This is a genomic window from Mesorhizobium sp. C264A (genome assembly GCF_040324515.1).
Lineage (GTDB): Bacteria > Pseudomonadota > Alphaproteobacteria > Rhizobiales > Rhizobiaceae > Mesorhizobium.
On the sequence record NZ_JAMYVY010000002.1, the window covers coordinates 184,938 to 207,755 of the forward strand.

The following is a 22,818-nucleotide window of genomic DNA, read 5'->3' on the forward strand; positions in this document are numbered from 1 at the left end:
TGAGCTGGCCGATGAGGCCCGCCGGCGCTCAGCGTTGGCCGCCTTTGCGGCGCTCAGCCGGGCTTCGCACTCTTGAACGCGGCGTAGGGTCGCCTCCCAGTTCTTCTCGAGCGGCGCTTACGGCGGAGAGGCTGTGCATGGAAGGTCGGGCAGAGCAACAGCGGATGATCGAGCTGGAGCTTCAACAAGCCCGTTATGATGGCAAGTCCGCAAGTGACGATGCGCACCCGCCAGCAGTTGCTACGGTCGCTGGTCAACGAGATCACGGCCAATATTGATGACGTTGCCCGTGAGATTGTTCTGACCATCCATTGGAAGGGCGGTCAGCACTCGGAGGTTCGACTGCATAAACCCAGCTCCGGAGAACATGAATGCCGCACTTCCGATGACGCGATCGCCGTGATTACCAGCATGGCCGCTCGATGGTCGGACGAGGATATCGCCGCCACGCTGAACAGAATGCGGATGCCGACGACACAAGGGAAGACTTGGACAGCGAAGCGCGTGAGTTCTATACGGCGCGTGCGCGATATCCACGCCTATCGTTCGGCGGAGAAGAACGGCACATGGCTCACTCTGCGCGAGGCCGCACAACACTGCGGGGTCACAAGTCACCGGATCCGGCGCTTGATCGAAGCTAAAGTCCTTCCCGCAGAACAGGTCGTTCCCGGCGCTCCTTACCAAATCCTCGCCGCCGATCTTAACTCTGACGCCGTAGTTCGTGCGATGGGGCGTAACGGTGGCCCGTGTCACCTCGAAGCGCAAAATCAAATCCCAATGTTTCCAAACACTTGAGAAGGAGGTGTACAATGAATCAGACATCGCAAGGTCATACTCGACGCGCTCGCGCGGCAGGTTTTCCGGCAAGGCCTTGCGGCCGCGCTTCTTTCCCGTCGCCCCTTCGCTCGCCGGCAAGCCCGTGTCCGGCAGGACAACGACATCGCCATCTTCGCTGTCGGCGGCGTCCTCATCCGCGGCCTGTTCGGCTTCATTGAAGAGGCGGTCAATGTGCTTTTCGCTCTTCGGCGCAAAACGATGCAGTCGTGCAAGCGCCAGCTCTTCCTCGAGGTTGACGACGCGTTCGGCGAGTTGACGGTTCTGCGCCTGCAGCCAATCGAGCGTCACAGTGTAGAGAAAGCGCAGCGCCGCAATGGCGGTGTGAATCGAGCCGGGCGACAGCTTCTTCTCGTTGACCAGATAGACCTGATAGGTCCGAATGTCCTCGCGCCCGAGCAAGTCCGGCGACTTACCGAAGTGGCGAGCGAACAGCGACACCTGTTGCAGATACGACAGCTGGGTGTTGAGCGCGAAGTTGCGCACCTGCATGTCCTCGCTCATGCGCTGGCGAAGTTGGGTCATGACAAACTCCTCCTTTGTCTGATGGAATGGGCTGCAAGCAGCCACTCCATCAGACAAAGCGAGAGCTTCTTGTGGACTCATGACCAGCGCGACAGACGACGCGATCAACACCACGCCGGCGGCCCAGACCTTCCTTGCCGCTCCGCGATCGCGGAGCGCCTTAGTCCTATATCCCTTATGTTAAATTGGCCACGAGGCATGCGAACTCGCCTTGGGTTGTTCGCGGCGACAACGTTTGGATGGAGTTGAAGCCGCATTCGTTCGCCATACGCTTCTTGCCGCCGACAGCTCACCCCATGCGCTCAGAAGCGAAGCTTCCCGGGCTTGCCGGAAAGACAACGGTTCGGTTGCCGTTGATGAAAGTGCGGTGGTGTATATGTGCATGTATGGCGCGTGCAAGAACCTGGCTTTCGACGTCACGGCCGATCGAAACATAATCGTCGGGGCTCTGCGCATGGGTAATGCGGGCGGTTTCTTGCTCAATGATTGGACCTTCGTCGAGATCGGCGGTGACATAATGCGCGGTTGCGCCGATGAGCTTGACGCCTCGCTCGTAGGCCTGCTTGTACGGGTTGGCGCCTTTGAACGAGGGCAGGAAGGAGTGGTGGATGTTAATAATGCGGCCCGACATCTTCTTGCACATGGCATCGGAAAGAACCTGCATGTAGCGGGCAAGCACGATCAGTTCCGTGCCGGTCTGCTCGACGATATCGAGCATCTGGGCTTCAGCCTGCGGCCTGTTCTCCTTGCTCACCTTGATGTGGTGGAAGGGAACGTCGTGGTTGACCACGACCTTCTGGTATTCGAAATGGTTGGAGACGACGCCAACAATGTCGATCGGCAGGGCGCCGATCTTCCAGCGGTAGAGCAGATCGTTGAGGCAATGACCGAAGCGCGACACCATCAGCAGCACCTTCATGCGCTTGGTGGGATCGTGGATCTCAGTATCCATCGCGAACTCCTCGGCGATCGGCTTAAGGCCTTTCACCACGTCGGCCTGGCCGACACCCTCCTCGGAGATGAAGGAGACGCGCATAAAAAACTTGCCCGTGTCGAGATCGTCGAACTGGGAACTATCGACAATGTTGCAGCCCTGGCCGGCCAGGAAAGTCGCAATCACCGCTACGATACCGCGAGTCGATTTGCATGAAACAGTGAGTACATAGTGCGTCATTTTAAGTTCACCTTTCTCATTACCGGGCAGACCTTCCTTCGGACGGAGTGATACCCTAGGCGTACCCGTTCACCGCTTCGATCTAGAACCATCGGGCGAGTTGATCACAAGAGTGGCTCCGGCACTGGAAAACCTCCTCGTTCCGAGCCGGAAGATCTGGGACGATAGATGCCGAGACGGCATTTGGGGTCAGCAACCCAATGCCCAGGCCGCTCATCGCGATGGGCCGCGGATTCTCCCCAATCCAGCAACTAATAGGGACGGCACTACAGGCACACGGCGGGAATTCATGAGATCTGGATAGGCAGGCCGGGAGCGTCCAATGGGTTTCAGGCCAATCGGCCTGCGGCTCTTGCCAACTCTGTCGGCCCGGCTTTGCCAAGCGGTGTCATTGACCATGCCGATGCCAGGGGTGCCCCCAGAGGCGGGGCTCCTGCGCGCGGACAGCCTATACGGAGACCAGCCCAAGTTTCATCTCCGGCCAAGTGTCCGTTATTCTATAGCCAGTGGGGTATGGATCGTCTTCCTCGAGAATGTAAGAGCATTTGGCGGTGACCCATGCACGGCCGCTGACTGCCGAAATGATGGCGCTATTGCGGCCCACTTGTGTAGTAGCGATGATTTCCGCAGTGAATATGGAATCAATGAGCGACTTGTGAGTGAACCGCTCTCCCTCTTCAATCTCGCCCTTGGCATACATCACAGCTAGGCGCGCACTGGTTCCTGTGCCGCATGGGCAACGATCCACACGCCCCGGCGAAACGATCACCGCGTTCTTCGACTCCATTCCCGCGTCAGAACGCTTGATCGGGTTCACGAACATCGTTTGTGTAATGCCGGGCAACTCGGGGTTCATCGGATGGGACACAGGAATTTGCGCGGCTGCTGCTGCCTTTATTTCCTGTCCCAAGTCGCTGAGCCGACGCCCCTCGGATGCATGAAGATCGAAACCAAACTGCTGGGCGGAAACGATAACATACGTCATGCCGCCATAGCCAACGTCCACGATCACTTCGCCAAAGCCCGGAAGTTCAATGCTCCGGTTCAGGCAGTAAGCGAAAGCCGGTTGATTGATGAACCGAACCGGGCCGACTTTCCCATCTGAGGTATCGCACTCGATCTCGATGAGCCCAGCAGGTGCTTCAAGTTTGAACCGGGTGACCGGTCCGGTGATCGGAACCATACCAGTCTTCAACATCGTGGTTGCCACACTAATCGTGTTGCCGCCGCTCATTTCGGGATACTCTTCGGCCTCGGCGATGATGTAGGCAGCTATTGCTTCAGGATGTTCTGAAGGAACAATGAAGTTAACGCATTGGATCATGCCGCCACGGGGTTCGCGTAGAAAGAATAAGCGTATGTCGTCATGGTGATCACGAAAGAACTTCATTTTTTCAAACGCAGTTCCCTCAGGCAATGCAGGCAGCCCGGAGATAACAACTTTCTCCACATCCCCTTCGCAGTGGCAGTCATATGCGGTGAAGGATGTTTTAACCGGCATCTTATAGCCCTTGGAGTTGGACATATTGAGCCATCCCATCTCAGCGCCAATCGCCAGCTTCGTTATGGGGGAGTTATGAGCTGTCATTCCCAACACATTGACCCGCGAAACCTACTGCAGTCGATGTCAGATGTCAGTAGTAGCTAGCAACCGGTTCTCCCAGAACCTCCAGCCTAGGCACAACGCCCAAGCCAGGCGTTTTAGGTGCGACTACACGGCCATCGATAACTTCAAATTCGGCGTCAGCGGTTTGACGAGACACGAGTTTCCGGCAATCAAATACACAGCGCAAGTACCGTTCTGGGAAGGTCTGGCCCAAATGTACAGTTGCGGCGAACGCAATTTCCGATCCTACTGTATCCATGACACTCACTGTGTAACCCGCCGCAATGCCAATATCACGGTGTCGGCGCCCTTTGGTCAGCCCGCCATTTTTAGAGATCTTGATGCCGAATCCCTCTGCGGCATCGTCTGCAACTAATTGGAGGACTGACGCGTCGCTAACTGCAAGTTCATCGAAAATCAGAGGAATGTCGGAGCGACGGCGTAGCGAGAGGCACTCGCGCCAAGTCGCACAGGGTTGTTCAAGCACGAAATCAAGGCCATCCGGCAACAGCCGAAGCATCCGAAGGGCCGTCTCAACCGTCATCCCACCGTTCGCATCGACGATAAAGTACTCACCAGGTCTTTTGTCGGCGAGTGATGCAGCAATTCGCGCCGCGTCGTCTGCAGGCTCTCCTCCAATCTTAACAGAATGGCCGACATAGCCTAACGCCCGATGCTCTGCGACTCGTCGGCGCATGTCCTCGGGTTCGTCCATATAAATACCGGAAATGACTGGCATTTTGACGTCTGTACTGCCTCCCAAGAGTTCGCATACTGGTAGGCCAACAGATTTGCCGAACAGATCCCAACAAGCGACGTCGAGCGCTGTTTTCGCATGCTCATGGCCGACGAGAGCTGTGTCCATCGCATCATTGATTCGATCAACGCGTCTCGGGTCCAGGCCAATCACCTGCGGCGCGATCTCGGCGATACCAGATCGAACACCCAGCGCATGAGCCGCAACGTAGTTTGGACCGAATGGCGTGCTTTCACCCCATCCTTCAAGCCCAGTCTGCGTTGTTATGCGCACAATCGTCGCATCGAAGGACGTGTACTCGCGCCCGCCCGACAATCGATAGACACCACCCGAATAGGGCAAGTCCACTTGAAAGACATCAATTCTTGCAATCTTCAGTTCGGACATCTTTACGTCTCTTTCTCTATTCGGGAAGGACGAGTACGAGTTTCCCACTGATAGTCTTCGACAAAAACTCTTGCTGAGCTTTCACAATGTCTTTTAGCGGGTAGGTTTTGCCGACGAAGGGGCGTATCTCGTTTTTTTCGATGTACGACACGAGGTTGTCGAAAACGACTTCGTCGTACAATGTGCAGCCAAAAAAGGTGAGATCTTTCAGATACAGGGTACGGACATCAAGTTCGACAATGGGACCCGCGATGGCCCCAGCGACGGCGTATCGGCCGCCTTTCTTTAAGACGTCAAGGAGATCGGCAAAAGCGGGGCCGGCAGCGACGTCGATGACAACATCGACGGCCTCTTTGCCGAGGTGTTTGACTAAACTGTCCCCGCGCGCCACTACCCGATCGGCGCCCAGATCTCGGATTTGCTCCGCCTTGCTCAAGCCTGCGACCGCGGTCACAACAGCTCCCCGCCGTTTTGCCAGTTGGACTGCAGCGGATCCGACCCCACCCGATGCGCCTGTGATGACGACATGCTCACCTTGCTTCACTACGGCACGATGCAGCATTCCCTCAGCTGTTGAATAAGAGCATGGCACTGATGCGAGTTCGACGTCGCTCCAGTCGCAGTTGACCGAATGGGTCTCGCGTGAGGGAGCTTTCGTAAACTGTGCGAAAGCCCCGTCGCATTCCGAGCCTAACGCCCAGTGTTCCATTGGCCGGTAGTCGACGTAAGACCGAAGCATGTTTCGTACGATGACGCGTTCACCAATACGGCCCTGGTCCACGTCATCTCCGACGGCGACAATACGACCACAACAGTCAATACCCTGAATTCGCGGGAAGGACATCGGAGCGCCGGCCCATGTTGCGTCGGCATCCTGAAAACTTTCGAAGCCTTGCGCTCCACCCTCCTCGGTGCCGCTTTTAACGCCCTTCGAATACCAACCGATCCGCGTGTTGATATCAGTGTTGTTGATCCCCGCGGCAGCGACTTTGATCAGAACTTCACCCCGTCCGGGCACCGGAACTGGGATGTCATCACGATACACCAGCTTGTCGAAACCGCCGTGTCCTACAAGAAGCACCCCAGTCATCGCTTTTGGAATTGCAACGGGTGAGCCGACCGATGATCTCTCGATCTCCCTTTTCATGGCCGAGCTGTCCTTTCAGTACTTTACGGAGCCGGTAACAGACAAAAAGGGCGCTAAGACGCGCTGAGTGCCCTAGCGCTGCCGATTTGGATCGGCAGCGGCTGTCAGGCATTGGCTCGGCTCGCGCTCCAATCCACTATACGCTGGCGGTTTAATCGGGCCTTGAGCCTTTTACTGCGCTGCCTTGGCTTGACGGATCCAATCGTCCCACTTCGCTTTATTTTTCGAGAGCCACTCCGAGGCATGCTGTTTGATCTGATCGTTGGATTTCTCGCCATCGTGGATCCGCAAAGCTTCCGCATTCAGGTCCTCGAGAGGAATTGTCAGCAGCTCAAAGAATTTTTTCGCGGAAGGGTTCTCGTTCACGAATTTCGTCGATGCAGCAATTCCCAGGTCGATCTTCGAGAACCCAACGTTCCCAACGCCGGGAAATGTGGTGTTCGCAGTTTGACCGTCCGGCAAGTCCGTCTTCTTCACGTTAAGCCAAACAACATCTCTGCCAGGCTGCAACACACTTGAAAGCCAGTAAGGGGTCCAAGTGTAATAAAGTGTCGGCTTACCCTCTTTGATGCGTTGGACTGCGTCTGGTATAATTGCAAAATAACTTCCCTGCTTGTGCGAGACAGTATCGCGCAGCCCGTACGCGTCAAGATGATGTTCAATGACACGTTCGCATCCCCATCCCGGATCGCACCCAAAGAGGTCTGCTTTACCATCACCATCAATATCGAACAATTTGGCCTTCTCAGGATCCTTAAGATCTTCCAAATACTTAATCCCGGTAGCATCAGCAGTCTTCTTGTCGATCAGATAGCCCTGAAGTGCGTCTTTGGCATAAGGCCCGAGGGTAGTTATAACATCTGCTCCGCCGTTTTCTTTTATGAAAGCGTTATGCAGCGGGTTTGCATAGGCTGAATAAAATGTAGCGTCACCTTGTTTAATGGCAACGTACGCCACTTCAATATTCAGTGGAGCGGGATCAGCAACGTCATACCCAAGTTCTCGTAGGCCCTCATCAATAATATAGGTTTGCATGAGTTCTTCAGGCGCGGCGGACCAAGCGGGTATGACCCGCTCACCTGCGAAAGCAGATGGTGAGACTAAAAGTGAACTAAGCAAGATAGAACGCAAGATCGATTTCATATGTATGCTCCCATTGTTTTGTGCGGCCTGGAAAGGTTGGCTTTGGCCGTTTTTCGTGACCATTTCCCACATAAACGTATAGGGGGCGGGTGCCGGTACTTCAAATGAGTATTTCTTAGTCCGGCGCATAACCATGAGTCATGACTGCGGTTCGGCTTCATCTCGCACCGCGCTAGCCCTGCCGGGCGTTCCAAGGTCTTGGGCGACTCCACGTCCGGCGCTAAAAACTGCGCCAGCCATCAGCGGTGTTTCAGGGCGTCGTTGACGTCAGCTAGTCCGTCATGATTCTCGCTTATCCTCGGCCACATCTCACTCATCTCGGCGGCTGTAGGGTGAGGTTAGGTCGCTGGTCGGCGCAAAGGACTCCGCCGGTTATAGACAACTTCAGCAAGACCCGGCGACTACCGGGCCTGGATCGGGGGCATCCGCGACCCCGAGGACATCCGCCTTCTTCTCGAAAACCTGTCCTATTCCTATCGGAGAGCAAAGATTGCCGTCCTCGAGGAGGAACTGGCGGCGCAAGGTGAGCGGTTCGACAGCACCGTCTCGGCCGTCGGTCTTGCCAGGAAGGATGATCCCGAACGCGCCCACACCGTCCTGATTGCCGACTTGCTGGGCCTGCGCCTTGGCGAGAACAACATACCGGACAGCAGCGAGATCGCAGCCTACATCTTTGAAAAGGGAGGCAAGTTCCACCTCGGTCCGCTGCAAGATCGGAATGCCCTGCAAAGAGGAAAAATCCACTTTTTCTATCAGCCAGGATTGAGCACGGAAGCTGAGATTCTGGGCTGTACCGCCCGTGGCGAGTACGATGCCCTCATCACAGCGGCCACCTTCATTCCCAAGCAGTCCGTGTTTGCGCATGGTGGCGTCAGGATTGGCGCCGGCACCGGCGATATGGGCTCGAGCTCGTGGGGTGGCCCTGACGGCGACGGTGGCGTCGCGCCGCTGATGAACACACCGGGTATCAATAGCCGCGCAACGGCTCAGATGGCGATGAAGGCGCTCCTCAAGGTCGTTCCGAACCTACCCGTCGGCGAGTTGCATGAAAGGACCGTCGCCGGGAATTTCGACACTGGGCGCGACCTGAAGGATTTCCCGACCGCAAAGCTTGAAGGGCAGAAGCTGGCTGTCCTGGGATACGGCAATATCGGCAGGGAGGTTGCCAAACTGGCATCGGCCTTTGGTATGCTCGTTTGCATCTATGCCCGGGAGCGCCATCGCGGCTGGGTCGAAGCCGAGGGCTTCGAATATGCCGATAGTCCGATCAAAGCGGCGACGGATGCAACGTCCTCTCGGTTCACGTTGGTCTTGGTCGCCTCGACACCTCTACGGGCAAGTTCAGCAATGCTGGTCTGGTGAACCATGAGGTTCTGTCGAGGCTGGCCGATGGTGCGGTGCTTATCAACTATGATCGCGACGAAGTTATCGACATCGATGCACTCGACGCCGCCGTTGCTGTCGGGCAAGGTCAGCCATGTGGCGGTCGATGCCGATATCTTCAGCGACGGGAACCATGGCACGTTGAGAGGGCCGCTTACTCCCTATCTGCCTTTGAACAAGCGGTATCCTGGCAGACTTGAGCTCCTTCCGCACGTCGCTGCCGACACCGACCACCCTACCCGCGTCGCAGGCGCCAAGCAGGCTGTTGACCAGATCTTCGATGCAATCCAGTTCAAGGTGATGCGGAATTTGAAAGGCACGCTGCCGGAGGGATATGTTGACTTGGGCTCAACCGTTCCCGCCGGCATCGGCAAGTCGACCTCAGCCAGCCTTGACGCCCTTGCAGATCAGTCGGAACAGTGGAAGGCGCTGCGTCAGCTCTCCGAACGGATCGCTGCGGTCATCGGCGGGATTGATGCGACACCGGATTAGCAGCGGCGGCGAGCCTGGTCCGCAGGTATCACAGCGGCCTGGCACTGGATCTGCTCAACCACCGCCGCATCCTCGACGAAGCAGGCTATTTGCTCCAGCGGTCGCTTGATGTCCGACGTATCGCAACGGTGGGTTTCCAGTTCCTAGTTCGATCATGCGTAGGTACTGACGGATGCTGCGGCGGGGTGGTTCGAGCCTGCCATCCATCCACTGAATCTCGGCGAACGGTTTGCCTACCAGCTGGCCCGATGAGCAGCGTCACCAAAGAAGTCATGCGGCAGATCACTTTTTTGCATGACTGCCGTAGCTATACGCTGGGCTATCTATAGTAATTAGGCGGCCAGCATAAGGCTGTTTCGTCGCTACCTGCGTTCCTATGAGAAAGATACCATGTCTCTCACTCAGCTGTCCGAACACCTTTGGGTATTTCGAGATACGTGTAACGTTTACGTTCTGAAAAGCGGTCGAGAATGCTTGCTAATCGACGCCGGGTCCGGGGCGATTTTGCAGCATCTTCACACAATCGGCACCGATCGAGTCAACTGGGTTCTGCATACCCATCATCACAGGGATCAGTGCTGGGGTACATCTCTTATACAGAGCACAGGGGCACAAATTGCAGTGCCGGAATATGAACGTCACCTATTCGAAAATGTCGAGGCTCACTGGCAGGCAAAACGCATCTATGACAACTACAATGACGGCAGTACATTCTTTTCTCTGGGAGAAAATATTACGGTCGATGCCGTGCTTCAGGACTACGGAACTTTTCTCTGGCGGGGATACGAGCTCCGTGTATTGCCGGCTAAAGGTCATACGTACGGCATGGTCAGCCTGATCGCGGACATCGATGGACAGAAAGTTGCCTTCACAGGCGACCTGATGTCGAAAGGAGGACGGCTCTACCAGCTTCACGCGATGGAATATGGTTATAGCGATCTCCTAGGCATTGAATTTACGATGCAATCAATTCTCGCCTTAAAAAAGGAAAACGTACAGAAAGCGTATCCGTCGCACGGAGACCCCATCAGTGAGGTGAAGTCCGACATCGAAAAGCTTGAATCACGGCTCGAAACACTTTCAGGTGTAGGTGGCCTTTGCACAACCGGTCTAAACAGAAAGTTCGACGAAAAGCAGACCATTCGTGAGAGCAAGCTGCTACCGATATCAGAGCATTTGTTGTGGGCCGGGCCATATACCTGTTCAAACTTTTACGTTGTGCTGAGTGGGGATGGTCACGCAATGCTCATCGACTATGGGCTCGCGTCAGTCGGACACTTGCATTGGGAAGCAGACTCCGATGGCATACAGGCGCTTCGGTTCATTGAACATCATATCGATCAGCTGCGCGACGATTATGGAGTCCGCAATATCGAACTCGTGATTCCCACGCATATTCATGACGATCATGTCTGTGGAATACCATTCCTTCAGCAACATTTCGGGACGAAGTGCTGGGCTCTCGATTGTGTTGCCGATGTCATCAGCGATCCCGCTGCGTGGGCAAGTACGCCATGCTGCTTCCATAAACCCATAGCAGTGGAGCGTGTTCTGCGTGATGGAGAAGCATTCCAATGGAGAGGCTTCGACTTTGAGGTTCACCATGCCCCAGGTCAAACGGAGTACCACGCGTTAATTGTGGGCATCATCGACGGAAAACGGGTCGCTTTTGGGGGGGATAATCTGTTCCTTCTCAACCGTGGCACTGGAGCGATTGACCGCGCGACTGCCTTCCAGACCACAGTCATGCGCAATAGCTTTCAATTGGACATGCATCGACGCTGCGCCAGTCTGCTAAAAGCGACGAAGTTTGATCTACTATGCCCAGGCCACGGAGAGATGATTACCATGGATCAGCGGAGGTTTGACGAGTACACGGATTACATTCAACGTAAAGAAACAGCCTTCCGTAATATAGTTGATGAACCCGCAGACCATTATATCGATCTGTTCTGGGTACGAATGCTGCCCTATCTCTCGGAAGTCAGGCCTAGCAGCTGCGTGAATTTCACACTCAAGATTCGTAACAATCTGGAACGGACTGCCGTCTACGGCGCTCGGCTTATAACGGCGCATGGTTGGACATCGGATGGTGGATTTGAAAGCCTCCCGCTTCAACCAGGGGAACGAGGCGAGATATTTCTGAGGGCTACGTCGCCTTCCGAGGTCGACCCAAGGCGAAGACTTGTCACAGCGGAGATCCTTATTGATGGAGTATCGCAGGGGCCTGTTTCCGAAGCGCTCGTATCCACGGTACTGAATTAGTCTGCACCGTAATCGGACGGGGCTTGCCATCGGACCACGTTCCCGGGGCGCAATACCCATCGCATCGGCTACGCCATCAATCAGCTATTCGCAAGCGCATTGAAGAGACAGTCGGCTGGATCGAGACCGTCGCCGGTTTCGCGGCATGAATGCGGATTGCCGGATCACCCGAAGCTGAAGGACATCAACGTCCGCGAGGCGATCCAATGGGCGATTAGTGTGCCGTAGATCTTGGATGCTCCCTACGCAGGCCGTGCACAGGTGGAAACGGTCTGATTGCTCCAAGGCGTGTCCCCTCGTAATTAAATCTCGTCTCGCGCATCCGTCTGGCCTTCGCCGCCGCCTGTCCCGAGGAAGTGTTCCGTCGCCAGCAATCTGCTGCCGGCAGAACCATGACCGCTGGGGCAGCCGGTATCGCCGAACCATACAGCTTCCACTCTCCAGCGCGCTCACCAGTCCAGACACAGCCGCGGTGAAAAGACGCCGCGCCGCTACCTGTCCACCGCTTAGCAGCAAACAAACGCGGATGCGTCATGAATAAATGAATAAGACGGGCTTCTGTAACGGGCCTCGACTTGTCAATCCCTCGTAACTTCGTCCGCTGCCGGGGTCTTGCTTCTGTCCGCAGTCGGCGCTTTGGCCGCTGCCTGATGGGATCTGATCGGGATCGGCTGGCCAATCTAGGGACGCGCAGTCATCAAACGAGCTGCTCCCGTCTTAGCGGCCTAACCGGGTCCACCGTCCTGGCAAGGGACGTCGTAACGGCAGGAACTGGTGTCGATGCCCGCCGTGTTCCTCCTTATCCTTATCCTCTTATCGAACGCTTCACGACACGACTGCCGAAGGACGGCCTGTCGGCAGAAAGCGCTCAGCGCTGCGCATCATCTGGTGCAGAACCACCGCCAGCTTGCGCGCAAGTGCAACCTTGGCCTTTCGCATCCCGGCCCGCTTCGCCACCGCAAGCGCCCAGGACTTCAAGGCCGAGCCCTTGACCGGTCGCGTCAGCATCACGTTGGCCGCCTCGTAGAGCGCCACACGCACCCCATGGTCGCCGACCTTGGAGATGCGCCCCGTCACCTTGGCGTCAGGCCGAAATGGGCGCCCACCATCCGGGACGAGCGAAACCGCGACGGATCGTCGATGGCCGCCGAAAATGTCAGCGCTACCAAAGCCCCGACCCCCGGCACGCCCATCAGGTTGCGCACCTGCGCATCGCGACGTGCCAACCCGACAAGACGCTTCTCGATCGTCTTGAACTCGCACAGCAGCACGGCTCGGGTCTTGAGAAGAGCCTCGGCAATCTGCTCCAGCGTGTCATGATGGGCGACCAGTTCGCGAACCCGCCGCTCAAAGGTCTTCGGCGCCGTCGGGCCGACCTTCAGGCCAAAGCCGCGCAAGACCCCGCGGATGCTCATCTCGACATCGTGCCGCTTCGACTGCAGGAGCTTGCGCGTGGTCAGCAGGGCGCGGACTTCCTGTGCTGGCAGTGACTTGCAATGCACGGGGCGGAACCAGCCAAGCCGCATGAGCTGTGCGATGCCGCGCGCATCCTTGCGATCCGTCTTCACCGGCATCGCCTTGAAGGCGTCGCGCACGTGGCGCGTCTCGAGAAGCTCCACTGCCAGGCCGGACGCCTGCAGCCCAGCAAATAGCCATTGCGACAGCGGGCCTGCCTCCAGGCCAATCCGCGCAAGCGGCACTTCGAGCGCCGCAAACCAGTCGATCAGCGCCTCCGGCTCGCTCGCCACCTTCGCTTCCCGCACGATCTTGCCCTGCCCATCAACCACGCAGACACTTGAGCATTCCAATGACACATCAATCCCGGCATAATAATCCACGGTCGTCTCTCCTTGATGTTTGGCGCTGGCTTCGGCCATAACGCCGTTCACACCATCATTGTGAGGGACGACCGCCTCGACCGAAAGTCTGGCCGCGGCGCCAGAGGCCCGTTACCCCATCTAGCAGCGAGCGAACGCCAAATTCCGCACGCTCATCAACACATGGATTAGGGAAATACGGATCGCCACGTATCTGAAATACGGGTCGTATGTATCTCTTTGGGATTGGTTAGCGGTCCACCTGTGCTATCTCCGTCAACACGATGATCGCTTGGAAAGATAACGAAACCACATGAGGACGAATGTGCCTGCGATGCGGCAATCTCGAACCCTAGGTTGCACCAAACTCGAAATATTTCTCGGAGCATGCGGAGCCTCCTATATACGGCAAGTGAAATTTACCAGTTTCGGTGGCTAAGCACTGAAGGGCGCAATACCGGCAGTCATTTGCTGGCTGGCAGGGAACCTGCAACAGCCTTGCTCAACGAAATTGCCGCACCACTAAGACAGATTACCAAACCTCCAAGCTTTGATGGCGTAATCAGTTCGCCGAAGAAGGCCCAGGTGGCGGCTATTGTGACCACAGGGGTGAGATACAGCACCGTTCCGACGTGAACGGCGGATGATCGCCGCAGACACAAATAATACAAGCCGTATGCGCCCAAGGTTGAGAATAGTATGAACCAGCCAACTGCCAACCAGAATGTCAGATCCTGGAAAGGTGGGCTCAGACCGACGTCGGCCATAGCGAAAGGCAGGAACAAGGCCGCGGCGAAACTGCTCTGAATGCCTATGGCGGGTAGAATTGGAGTTGCATCCTTAGAAACCTTGGCGATTAATGTTGCAGCCACCATGCCGGCTGTCCCCAGTAGCGTTAATAAGTATGCAACCCCGGGGGCCGAAAGCCCGCCATATCCGCCGGCGATCGTGACGCCGATGAACGCAATAGAGAGGCCTATCCATTCGCGGGCGGTGACGCGTTCGCACAAAAAAGGACCTGCCACCGCGGCAGTCAGGAGAGGTTGGAGGGCGTAGATGATAGACACTGTGCCCGCCGCCATACCCATATCGATTGCTACAATTGCGCAACCGATCTGGAGAAACATGCCGCAAATACCCAGTAGCCCATTGACCCAAAGCGAGCGCATGCCGGCCGCGAAGGTGTGGCGGATGGATGCTGGCATCAGCACCAACGATATCAGGAGGAAGCGCCAGAAGAGGACAAGAACGACCGACTCGGTCTCCGCAGCAAGCTTTGCGCCGATATAACCGGAACTCCACATCGCCACGAGTCCGAAGTCCAACAAAAGAAAAGGATGCCGAAGTTTCATAATTACGTCGTTTTGCAGCAGGAGAAATGGAGCGCCGGACATGAGCGTGGAGCTATGGGGATGGCGGAGTTAGGTTCACATTCGCAGCAAAGAGCGAATTCAGCCGCGAAAGACGTCTATTCGCGTCCTGCGCGCCATTCTCTGTAAGCCAAGTTCAAGCGTGCCCCCACATCGGTTAAGGGACGTGGGGGCAATCTCTGAGGTTTCTCGTAAGCGGTGAATATATCGCCGAGCTTGGACTGATGTCCGACCAAAAGCTCAGCCGCAGCGATGCCTGCGGCAGTGGCCTTGGTCCCACCTATTCCGTTGCATGCACAGGCGGCGAAAATACCCTCTTCCAGCTCGCCGAACAGTGGCACCGAGTTCCGCGTCAGCGCCATTGCACCTGCCCAACGGTACTGCATCGTCAAATGCCGCTGTTCGGGAAAACGGTCCGCGAACTTGCGGTCATGGAGGTCGCCTGCACTCTTGATCGAGCTTTCGCCCACTTCGATGTTTGGATGGTAGGTGTAGCGTGAGCGTATAAGAATTCGGTCGCCATCTACCCCATTTATACGCCGCACCGTGGTACCCATTGGCGCGGCAGGGGTCGCCCCCCATTTCCGGGTTCCGCCGAGGGCGGACGGAGCGAACGCCTCGGTGAGCGAGGCGTAAGTGAAGACATGCAGAAGTTCACCGCTTCCGAACCCGAAGCTCTCCGCGTGGCCATTAGTCGCCAGGATCACCCGGGCGGCCCTCACCTCGCCTTTGCGCGTCTTCACCGTGCAACCGCTCGACGAAGTTTGGATTGACAGGGCGGGCGTATGTTCGAACAGCTTAACAGGGTCCTTAAACAAATCCGCAATGGACCTCACCAGCGCGGCGGGCTGGACCATGACGGCACCGGGAGTGAAGAGTCCCGACTTGAAAGCTTGCGTGCCTGTGACTTTCTCGATTTCCTTAGCCCCAAGAACCTGGTGAGGTTCGCCCATTGAATTGAGTTTGGACGAGTAGGCGGCAAGATGTTCTGTCCCGGCGTCGGTCATGGCTACGCTGTATTTGCCGCTGGGATCGAATAGGTCCTTGTCCCACCCATTTTGCTCAGCCAGGTGGGCATAATGTTGAATGGCTGTTCGCGCTACGAGGATCTCGTTCTGGCTTTTGGTAACGGCGTCCACACCAAAATTGCCCGACGAAATGTCATGGGGCAAATCGATGAAAAAGCCGGAGTTCCGGCCACTTGCCCCATCGCCGACAGCGTCGGCATCGAGGACGGCAACGGACAGTTTCGGGTCGAGATCCGCCAACCTCACAGCGGCGGCCAACCCCGCGAAGCCCGCGCCAATGATGACGACATCGACGGCGATGGTCTTATCCAGTTCGGCCCTTGGAGTCCTGCAAGGAAGCAAGGCCGTCCAGCCGGATTGTGCGCCATGAGAGGGAAGGCGACGCGCGCGAAAGGTCTTGCTTGCCATTATACCGCTTCTTGTTCAACCAGGGCGCCGAGCGCCGCCCGGAGCGCAGCGATCCGGTCCGTCGAAAGGGGACGGAACGGTTTCCTCGCGTGACCGCAGCCATACCCAGTGAGTTCCGAGGCCGCATACACGCTTGGCACATAGTCGCCGTCCCAAAGAAGGGACATGATTGGCTCCAGCAGCCGCCAGAGCGACTGCACGTCGCCCCACCGCTTTTCCTGGGCAGCCCTGACGATCGAAACGCAGGTCCGTGGCGCAATATTCGCGCCGCCCCAGATCAGCCCAGAGCAACCCGCAAACAGGGAAAACGGAACGAGCGGGTCGGCCCCGTTGATGATGTCCAGCCCGGTACCGATCAGCCTGACCTGTCCGACCAAGTCTCCACTGCTGTCCTTCACGGCGCGGAATTCAGGCAGTTCGCAAAGCCGGCGGAGCAGGTCCGGCGTTATGCGTACACCGACTGCCTGGGGCACATTGTATCCGATGATGGGCAATCCTACCCTTGCAACTTCGGCGTAGAAGTCGAATACGCTGTTGTCGTCCGACGGCCCCTCGAAAAAGGGAGGAAGGACCATCACGCCATCCGCGCCGGAATCCTTTGCGAACCGCGTTCTTTCGACGACGTCGGCCGTAAGCAATGCCGACGTCTGGGCGATCACCTTGGCCCGTCCAGCAACGACGCGCGCGCCGCGTTCGATGAGGGACCTCGATTCATCCGGCGTCAGATAAACGTGCATGCCCGTGCCGGAGCTGAACACGATACCGTCGACGCCCGCGGCCAGATACCGCTCGATGAGTTCCTCGAAGCGCACGAAATCAATACGCCCATTTGTGTCGAACGGGGCCGTGATCGCAAGATTGAGACCGGAGAAAGCAAATGATGACATCTCAAAAACCCTCGTTTGAACTGCTCAGGTCGATCCAAAGCGTTTTGGTCTGGCAATATTGATCATGTGCGTGGAGAGCCTTGTCACGGCCGCCGAAGCCCGATTGCTTGTAACCGCCGAACGGCGTGGCGGCGTCCCCCTCCCCGTAACAGTTCACGGTGACGGTCCCCGCCTTGATCGCCCGCGCAGCCCGAAGCGCCCGTGTGCCGTCGGCGGTGAAAACGGAGGCCGCGAGGCCATATTCGGTCTCGTTGGCGAGCGAGACCGCTTGTGCGAGGGAGTCCACTCCGATCACAGAAACGATCGGTCCGAAAATCTCTTCGCGAACGTGCTTGCTGTCGTGACGGTCGAATTCCATGATCGTGGGCTCGATCGTGGTCCCGTTGAATACCCGTCCGCCAGCCACCACCTTGCCTTCGCCTTCGAGATAGCTGCTGACCTTCTCGAAATGCGTCTTAGAGATAAGCGGACCGATACGGGTCTCCGTTTCGAGCGGGTCTCCAACGGTCCAGGTCTTGGCAACCTCCGTTAATTTCTCGAGAAGGCGATCCTTCACATCCTTGTGGACGAAAACGCGTGAGATGGCCGAGCAGTTCTGACCCATGTTCCAGAACGCACCGTTGCCGATGTGGGAGGCCACGGCGTCTAGATCGGCAACATCGTCCATCACGATGCAAGGATTCTTGCCGCCCATCTCAAGGACCACTTCCTTCAGATTGCTTTCGGAGGAGTATTTCAGGAAGCGACGGCCGGTGTCGGTAGAGCCTGTGAAGGAAACGGCGTCGATGTCGGGATGGCGGCCGATTGGTTCGCCGACATCGGGACCACCACCGGTCACGACGTTAAAGACTCCCGGCGGCAGCCCGGCATCGATTGCAAGCTCCGCGACCCGCAATGTGGTGAGCGACGTTTCTTCAGCCGGCTTGACAACGATCGTGCATCCCGCTGCCAGAGCAGGGCCGATCTTCCATGCGAGCATCAAAAGCGGGAAGTTCCAAGGGAGCACAATGCCGACGACGCCGATAGGCTCGCGCACGATCAATCCGAGAGAGGAGTCGTTGGCAGGTGCAACTTGGTCATAGATCTTATCGACCGCTTCCGCATGCCATCTGAGGCTGTTGATAGCCTCGGGCAAGTCGATGTTGATGCAATCGCTGATGGTCTTGCCGCTCTCCAGGCTCTCCATCAGCGCCAGGTCGAGCGCGTTTTCCTCGATGATGGATGCCAGCCTGAGAAGGACTTTTTTGCGGTTCGCCGGGGTCAGCTTCGACCAACGGCCGTCTTCAAACGCCTGCCGGGCGACAGCGACGGCCTTGTCGACGTCGGCCGCCGAACCTGCGGGCAGTTCCGCCAGAAGCTTACCAGTAGCCGGGTTCAGGGTTGCATAGGTTTTGCCCGAAAGGGCTGCTGTCTGCAGCCCATTAACGATCATCTTGGTTGGCAGCTTCAGTGCTTTCGCCTGCGCCTTGTAGTCGACTTTATTGAGCATTTCTGTTCTCCCTCGTGTCAAAGTGACACCGACAATGATTATCCGTCGAGTTCGCCCTGCATGCCGCTTGGCACGGCGTAGAGCGCCACGTCGTTCCTGAAAACTTCGAGGTGGGCGCGCACCAGTTCGCCCGCCCGTTCTGCATCCCGCGCTTCGATGGCCTCGATCATCTGATCGTGCTGCCGCGCGGCAGTCTCCTGGTCCTTTTGGATCCGTGTGCCGCCGTTTTGGCGATAGAAGATCTTTCCAATCCGGGCATGGTCGATGAGAAGCTTTTTGAGACTGGGAAGCAGATACTGGTTGTGCGCCATCTTCCCAATGTTCAGATGGAACTGGTGATTAAAGATCACTCTGTTCTCGACGTGGCCGTCGGCAATGGACTGCCGGAACTTTTGCTGGGTCCGCTTGAGAATTTCGAGGTCCGCTGGTTTGTGATTGAGAGCTGCAAGCTTCGTCGTTCCGACATAGATCATCGGAGCGACGATCAGGAAATCCCGAAGCGTCTGGTACGACATGATGGATACGCGCGCAGCGCGGTTGGCCTCAAGGTCGACATAGCCTTCGCCCGCCATCTGTCTCATGAGTTCGCGGACCGGCGGACGGGACAGGCCAAACTCCTCGCTGAGAGCGACTTCGTCGAGAATCGCCCCCGGCTCGAGCTGCATCGTCAGGATACGGTGCACCAGAGTTTCAGCAAGAATGCCCTTTCGGTCCGTCGAGGCAGCAGGTTCATCCCGGATCATAGTGGCTTCCTAATTTCGACGATAGACATATTGTAGACAAACAGCATGAGTCAAGATAGGAAGACGATGTTCCAACGGGTGGAGGCTAAACGGTTGTTTCATTCGTCACCTCGGCGCAGATCGGCCCCCTCCGTTCGGCTGAAGGTCGGGTTCATATTAGCCCGCTCTTTCACGTTGACCGCCTTCGCCATGTTTATCGACACGCTCAGACTGGCCAGCGATGAATTTGATAGGTCAGGTCGGATCACGGCCGACTGGGAGGTGCTGTCGCACAGCCGACATCTCGTCACGTCGAGCTGCGGCGTCCAGGTCTCGCCGACATCTTCCTTCCTGGACCCGATGGAGTTTGACTACGTTGTAGTCGTTGGGGGACGGTTGACCGATGGTCAGTCGGTCGACGACGAAACCATGAAGTATCTTCGTGATGCTACGTCCAAGGGTGCGCGATTGATCGGAATCTGCACCGGAACGTTCATTCTGGCTGAGGCGGATCTTATGGCCGCACACGAGACCTGCGTTAGCTGGCTTCATTACCTCGATTTCCGGGAGCGATTTCCTGATCTAAGGTCAGAGCGGACAGAATCTATAACTTGGATACGACGCGGGGATCGTGCGCGGGCGGCAGCAGCACGGCCGATCTGGCGGCAGAACTGGTGCGACGGCACATTGGGAATGCGGCAGAGCGGAACGCGCTCGAAGTGCTGCAGATCGACAAGGTACGTGCGTGTTTTAGAAATTCGCGGACACCCATTCCGCTAATTCGCGGACAGCGATTTCAGTAATTACGGGACAGTGATTCCGCTAATTCCCGGACAGTTTTTGGGGCGGATATAACGGTCGGTTCTCGGGAGCGCCGTTCTGGCATTTTGCCCTCTCATCATCGGTTGAGAGGGGCCATGCCAAGACGGAAGCAAGCGAGACGAACGACAGTGAAAGACCAACGATCGATCCTGCGCCTGACGCATGAGCAGGGCCTCTCGGTGCGTGCGGTGTCGGAACGGCTGAAGATCAGCAAGACTTCGGTTTCGACCTATCTGTTGCGGGCGCGTGAGGCTGGCATCTCAGGCTGGCCGCTGCCGCCGGGCTATGACAATGACGCATTGGTCGAGCGGCTTCTGTTTCGCCGGGTTGGCCGTCCGCCGCAGGATCTGGACGAGCCCGATTGGGCGATGATCTCGCGCGAGCTGAAGCGCAAGGGCGTAACGCTGACGCTTCTGTGGCAGGAATACCGCGCGGCGCACCCCGATGGTTATGGCTACACCTGGTTTTGCGACCGGTTCGGCGCTTTCCAGCGCCGGTCGAGCGCGACGTTCCGCAATCGCCACGAGGCGGGCGCGGTGATGCAGACCGACTATGCGGGCCACACCGTGCCCGTCGTCGATCCCGATACTGGCGTCATCTGCCAGGCTCAGATCTTCGTTGCGGTGTTGGGCGCGTCGTCCTTCACCTTCGCCCATGCCAGCTTCAGCCAGAAACTGCCGGACTGGATCGAGGGCCAGTGCCGGGCACTTACCTTCTTCGGCGGGGTAACTAAGGCGATCGTCTGCGACAATCTGAAGGCCGGCGTCGCCAAGGCGCTGTGGTTCGAGCCGACGCTCAACCAGACCTTCGCCGCCATGGCCGAACATTACGACACGACGATCCTGCCGACCCGCAGCCGCAAGCCGCGCGACAAGGGCAAGGTCGAGGGCGCGGTGCTGATCGTCGAGCGTTGGGTCCTGGCCCGGCTGCGCAACCGGCGCTTCTTCAGTCTCGGCGATCTCAACGCCGCAATCGCGGTGTTGCTGGAGGATCTGAACAACCGCCCCATGCGCCACGTCGGCAAAAGCCGCCGGGAGCTGTTCGAGGAGATCGAACGAACGGCCCTGTCGCCATTGCCGCCGGCGCCGTTCGAATATGCGGAGTGGAAATCGGCGAAGGTCCATCCCGACTACCATGTCGAGATCGACAGGACCTTCTACTCGGTACCGCACGCGCTGATCGGGCGGCGCGTGGATGTGCGGCTCACTCACCGGGTGGTCGAGCTCTTCCATGATCACAAGCGCGTCGCCAGCCATGTCCGCCGCTCGCAGCGCTGCGGCCATGTCACCGTCAACGAGCACATGCCCAGGCGCACCAGCGCTATGCCAACACAACGCCGGCGAACCTGATCCGGCAGGCAGCCGGGATCGGCGCCAACACCGCCATCCTGGTCGAGCGGATGATGCGCGACCGTCCCCATCCCGAGCAGGGATACCGCTCCGCGTTTGGCATCCTCTCGCTGGCCCGTCGCTACGAGCGGGATCGGCTCGAGGCAGCCTGCGCGCGGGCACTGACCATCAATGCGATCACCTACTCCTCCGTCAAAGCCATCCTCAAATCCGGCCTCGACCGTGTGCCGCCCGCGGCCGAGCCGGTCAAGCCCACGCCATCGCACACCAACATCCGCGGCGGCTCCTATTATCAATGAAGGAAGGAAACCAACCATGCTGACACATCCAACCCTCGACCAGATGCAGGCTCTCGGCCTTGGCGGAATGGCCGCCGCCTATCGGGACCTGGCCGACCAGAGCAACGCCGACGATCTCAGTCGCGACGAGTGGCTTGGCCTGATGCTCGATCGTGAAGCCGCCATGCGTGCCGACAAGCGTCTGACCAACCGTCTCGCCGTTGCCAGGCTGCGCTTTGTCGACGCCTGCATCGAGAACATCGACTTCGCCGCGCATCGTGGGCTCGACCGGCGCAATACGCTGTCGCTGGCCCAGGGCGCCTGGCTGAAGGCGCATGAGAACCTCATCATCACCGGGCAGACCGGCACCGGAAAGACCTGGCTGGCCTGCGCCTTCGGACGTCAGGCCGCCCGGCTCGACCATTCCGTGCTCTACCTGCGCATGCCGCGTCTGTTCGAGGATCTCGCCCTGGCGCGTCTCGACGGCCGCTTTCCCCGTCTCATCGACAAACTGGCTCGGGTGCAACTGCTCATCTTTGACGACTGGGGCACCCACAGCCTAACCGACCAGCAGCGTCTCGATCTGCTGGAAATCTTCGAGGAGCGCTATCGCCGGAAATCGACGCTGATCACCGCGCAACTGCCGATCGCCCAGTGGCACGCCATGATCGGCGAGCCGACAATCGCCGACGCCATTCTCGACCGGATCATCCACAACGCCCATCGCCTCACCCTCGAAGGCGACAGCATGAGAAAGCAAAAAACACCGCCGCTCTTGACCGGCGCCGAAAACGGCGAAATCAATCGCAAATGAGTTCAACCAGGCAACCGAGGGCTGACCCCATCCTGCTGTCCGCGAGTTAGTGAAACTGCTGTCCGCGATTTAGCGGAACGACTGTCCCGTTTTTGCGAAATACGCAAGGTACGGAACGCAG

At 57.7% G+C, this 22,818-nt stretch carries 12 protein-coding genes and 6 pseudogenes; 5 read left to right on the forward strand and 13 right to left on the reverse strand.

Translation table 11 applies throughout. From position 1 onward, the window contains the following. Positions 1-822 precede the first annotated feature (822 nt). The 7 genes and pseudogenes from NKL04_RS20010 to proX form a co-directional block, all read right to left on the reverse strand. Positions 823-1,143, reverse strand: a pseudogene (locus NKL04_RS20010) (transposase domain-containing protein); the annotation flags it as partial. After that, positions 1,126-1,440: pseudogene (locus tag NKL04_RS20015) on the reverse strand (site-specific integrase); the annotation flags it as partial. The pseudogenes NKL04_RS20015 and NKL04_RS20010, both read right to left, overlap by 18 nt. Positions 1,441-1,648: 208 nt before the next feature. After that, entirely contained in the window at positions 1,649-2,533 is an 885-nt protein-coding gene (purU, locus tag NKL04_RS20025) for a formyltetrahydrofolate deformylase (protein ID WP_023699559.1), read from the reverse strand. A gap of 448 nt (positions 2,534-2,981) precedes the next feature. Then, complete coding sequence (locus tag NKL04_RS20030) at positions 2,982-4,058, reverse strand: proline racemase family protein (protein WP_084568472.1); 1,077 nt, start codon at positions 4,056-4,058, stop codon at positions 2,982-2,984. 109 nt (positions 4,059-4,167) lie between these two features. After that, the gene (locus NKL04_RS20035) at positions 4,168-5,283 is read right to left on the reverse strand and encodes a mandelate racemase/muconate lactonizing enzyme family protein (RefSeq protein ID WP_023699557.1); all 1,116 of its coding nucleotides are present in this window, start codon (positions 5,281-5,283) and stop codon (positions 4,168-4,170) included. 16 nt (positions 5,284-5,299) lie between these two features. Further along, on the reverse strand, positions 5,300-6,430 hold the full coding sequence (locus NKL04_RS20040; protein ID WP_032997134.1) for an alcohol dehydrogenase family protein: 1,131 nt from the start codon (positions 6,428-6,430) through the stop codon (positions 5,300-5,302). 171 nt (positions 6,431-6,601) lie between these two features. Further along, complete coding sequence (gene proX / locus NKL04_RS20045) at positions 6,602-7,573, reverse strand: glycine betaine/L-proline ABC transporter substrate-binding protein ProX (RefSeq protein ID WP_023699555.1); 972 nt, start codon at positions 7,571-7,573, stop codon at positions 6,602-6,604. Positions 7,574-7,966: 393 nt separating this feature from the next. Between proX and NKL04_RS20050 the strand changes: the two are divergent. Both NKL04_RS20050 and NKL04_RS20055 read left to right on the forward strand, forming a co-directional pair. After that, positions 7,967-9,534: pseudogene (locus tag NKL04_RS20050) on the forward strand (NAD(P)-dependent oxidoreductase); the annotation flags it as partial. A gap of 304 nt (positions 9,535-9,838) precedes the next feature. Then, positions 9,839-11,713, forward strand: a complete 1,875-nt coding sequence (locus NKL04_RS20055) for an MBL fold metallo-hydrolase (RefSeq protein ID WP_023699551.1) — start codon at positions 9,839-9,841, stop codon at positions 11,711-11,713. A gap of 825 nt (positions 11,714-12,538) precedes the next feature. On the opposite strand, the pseudogene NKL04_RS20060 reads toward NKL04_RS20055, so the two are convergent. The 6 genes and pseudogenes from NKL04_RS20060 to NKL04_RS20085 form a co-directional block, all read right to left on the reverse strand. Then, positions 12,539-13,551, reverse strand: a pseudogene (locus NKL04_RS20060) (IS110 family RNA-guided transposase). A 443-nt stretch (positions 13,552-13,994) separates the two neighbouring features. Continuing rightward, the gene (locus tag NKL04_RS20065) at positions 13,995-14,924 is read right to left on the reverse strand and encodes a DMT family transporter (RefSeq protein ID WP_023699550.1); all 930 of its coding nucleotides are present in this window, start codon (positions 14,922-14,924) and stop codon (positions 13,995-13,997) included. Positions 14,925-14,998: 74 nt separating this feature from the next. Beyond that, positions 14,999-16,336 carry an NAD(P)/FAD-dependent oxidoreductase gene (locus NKL04_RS20070; RefSeq protein WP_031208903.1) on the reverse strand — a complete coding sequence of 446 codons (1,338 nt, stop codon included), beginning with the start codon at positions 16,334-16,336 and terminating at the stop codon, positions 14,999-15,001. After that, positions 16,336-17,223 carry a dihydrodipicolinate synthase family protein gene (locus tag NKL04_RS20075; RefSeq protein ID WP_023699548.1) on the reverse strand — a complete coding sequence of 296 codons (888 nt, stop codon included), beginning with the start codon at positions 17,221-17,223 and terminating at the stop codon, positions 16,336-16,338. Before NKL04_RS20075 ends, NKL04_RS20070 begins: the two co-directional genes overlap by 1 nt. 1 nt (position 17,224) lies before the next feature. After that, positions 17,225-18,712: an aldehyde dehydrogenase gene (locus NKL04_RS20080; RefSeq protein ID WP_023699547.1), complete on the reverse strand. Its 1,488-nt coding sequence runs from the start codon at positions 18,710-18,712 to the stop codon at positions 17,225-17,227. A gap of 38 nt (positions 18,713-18,750) precedes the next feature. Further along, positions 18,751-19,455 (reverse strand): GntR family transcriptional regulator, encoded by a 705-nt coding sequence (locus NKL04_RS20085; RefSeq protein WP_023699546.1) that lies wholly within the window; start codon positions 19,453-19,455, stop codon positions 18,751-18,753. 189 nt (positions 19,456-19,644) lie between these two features. On the opposite strand from NKL04_RS20085, the pseudogene NKL04_RS20090 reads away from it, so the two are divergent. From NKL04_RS20090 to istB, 3 genes and pseudogenes are all read left to right on the forward strand, one after another. Further along, positions 19,645-20,180 (forward strand): annotated as a pseudogene (locus tag NKL04_RS20090) (AraC family transcriptional regulator); the annotation flags it as partial. A gap of 171 nt (positions 20,181-20,351) precedes the next feature. Beyond that, a pseudogene (gene istA, locus NKL04_RS20095) lies at positions 20,352-21,904 on the forward strand (IS21 family transposase). Positions 21,905-21,920: 16 nt separating this feature from the next. Beyond that, positions 21,921-22,697 carry an IS21-like element helper ATPase IstB gene (istB, locus tag NKL04_RS20100; protein ID WP_023699544.1) on the forward strand — a complete coding sequence of 259 codons (777 nt, stop codon included), beginning with the start codon at positions 21,921-21,923 and terminating at the stop codon, positions 22,695-22,697. Positions 22,698-22,818: the final 121 nt, after the last annotated feature.

Coding starts and splice junctions, on each gene's coding strand:
- NKL04_RS20035 (WP_023699557.1), bottom strand. CDS start 5,283: ATGTCCGAACTGAAGATTGCAAGAATTGATGTCTTTCAAGTGGACTTG.
- NKL04_RS20030 (WP_084568472.1), bottom strand. CDS start 4,058: ATGTCCAACTCCAAGGGCTATAAGATGCCGGTTAAAACATCCTTCACC.
- istB (WP_023699544.1), top strand. CDS start 21,921: ATGCTGACACATCCAACCCTCGACCAGATGCAGGCTCTCGGCCTTGGC.
- NKL04_RS20075 (WP_023699548.1), bottom strand. CDS start 17,223: ATGTCATCATTTGCTTTCTCCGGTCTCAATCTTGCGATCACGGCCCCG.
- NKL04_RS20065 (WP_023699550.1), bottom strand. CDS start 14,924: ATGTCCGGCGCTCCATTTCTCCTGCTGCAAAACGACGTAATTATGAAA.
- NKL04_RS20070 (WP_031208903.1), bottom strand. CDS start 16,336: ATGGCAAGCAAGACCTTTCGCGCGCGTCGCCTTCCCTCTCATGGCGCA.
- proX (WP_023699555.1), bottom strand. CDS start 7,573: ATGAAATCGATCTTGCGTTCTATCTTGCTTAGTTCACTTTTAGTCTCA.
- NKL04_RS20055 (WP_023699551.1), top strand. CDS start 9,839: ATGTCTCTCACTCAGCTGTCCGAACACCTTTGGGTATTTCGAGATACG.
- NKL04_RS20080 (WP_023699547.1), bottom strand. CDS start 18,712: ATGCTCAATAAAGTCGACTACAAGGCGCAGGCGAAAGCACTGAAGCTG.
- NKL04_RS20040 (WP_032997134.1), bottom strand. CDS start 6,430: ATGAAAAGGGAGATCGAGAGATCATCGGTCGGCTCACCCGTTGCAATT.
- NKL04_RS20085 (WP_023699546.1), bottom strand. CDS start 19,455: ATGATCCGGGATGAACCTGCTGCCTCGACGGACCGAAAGGGCATTCTT.
- purU (WP_023699559.1), bottom strand. CDS start 2,533: ATGACGCACTATGTACTCACTGTTTCATGCAAATCGACTCGCGGTATC.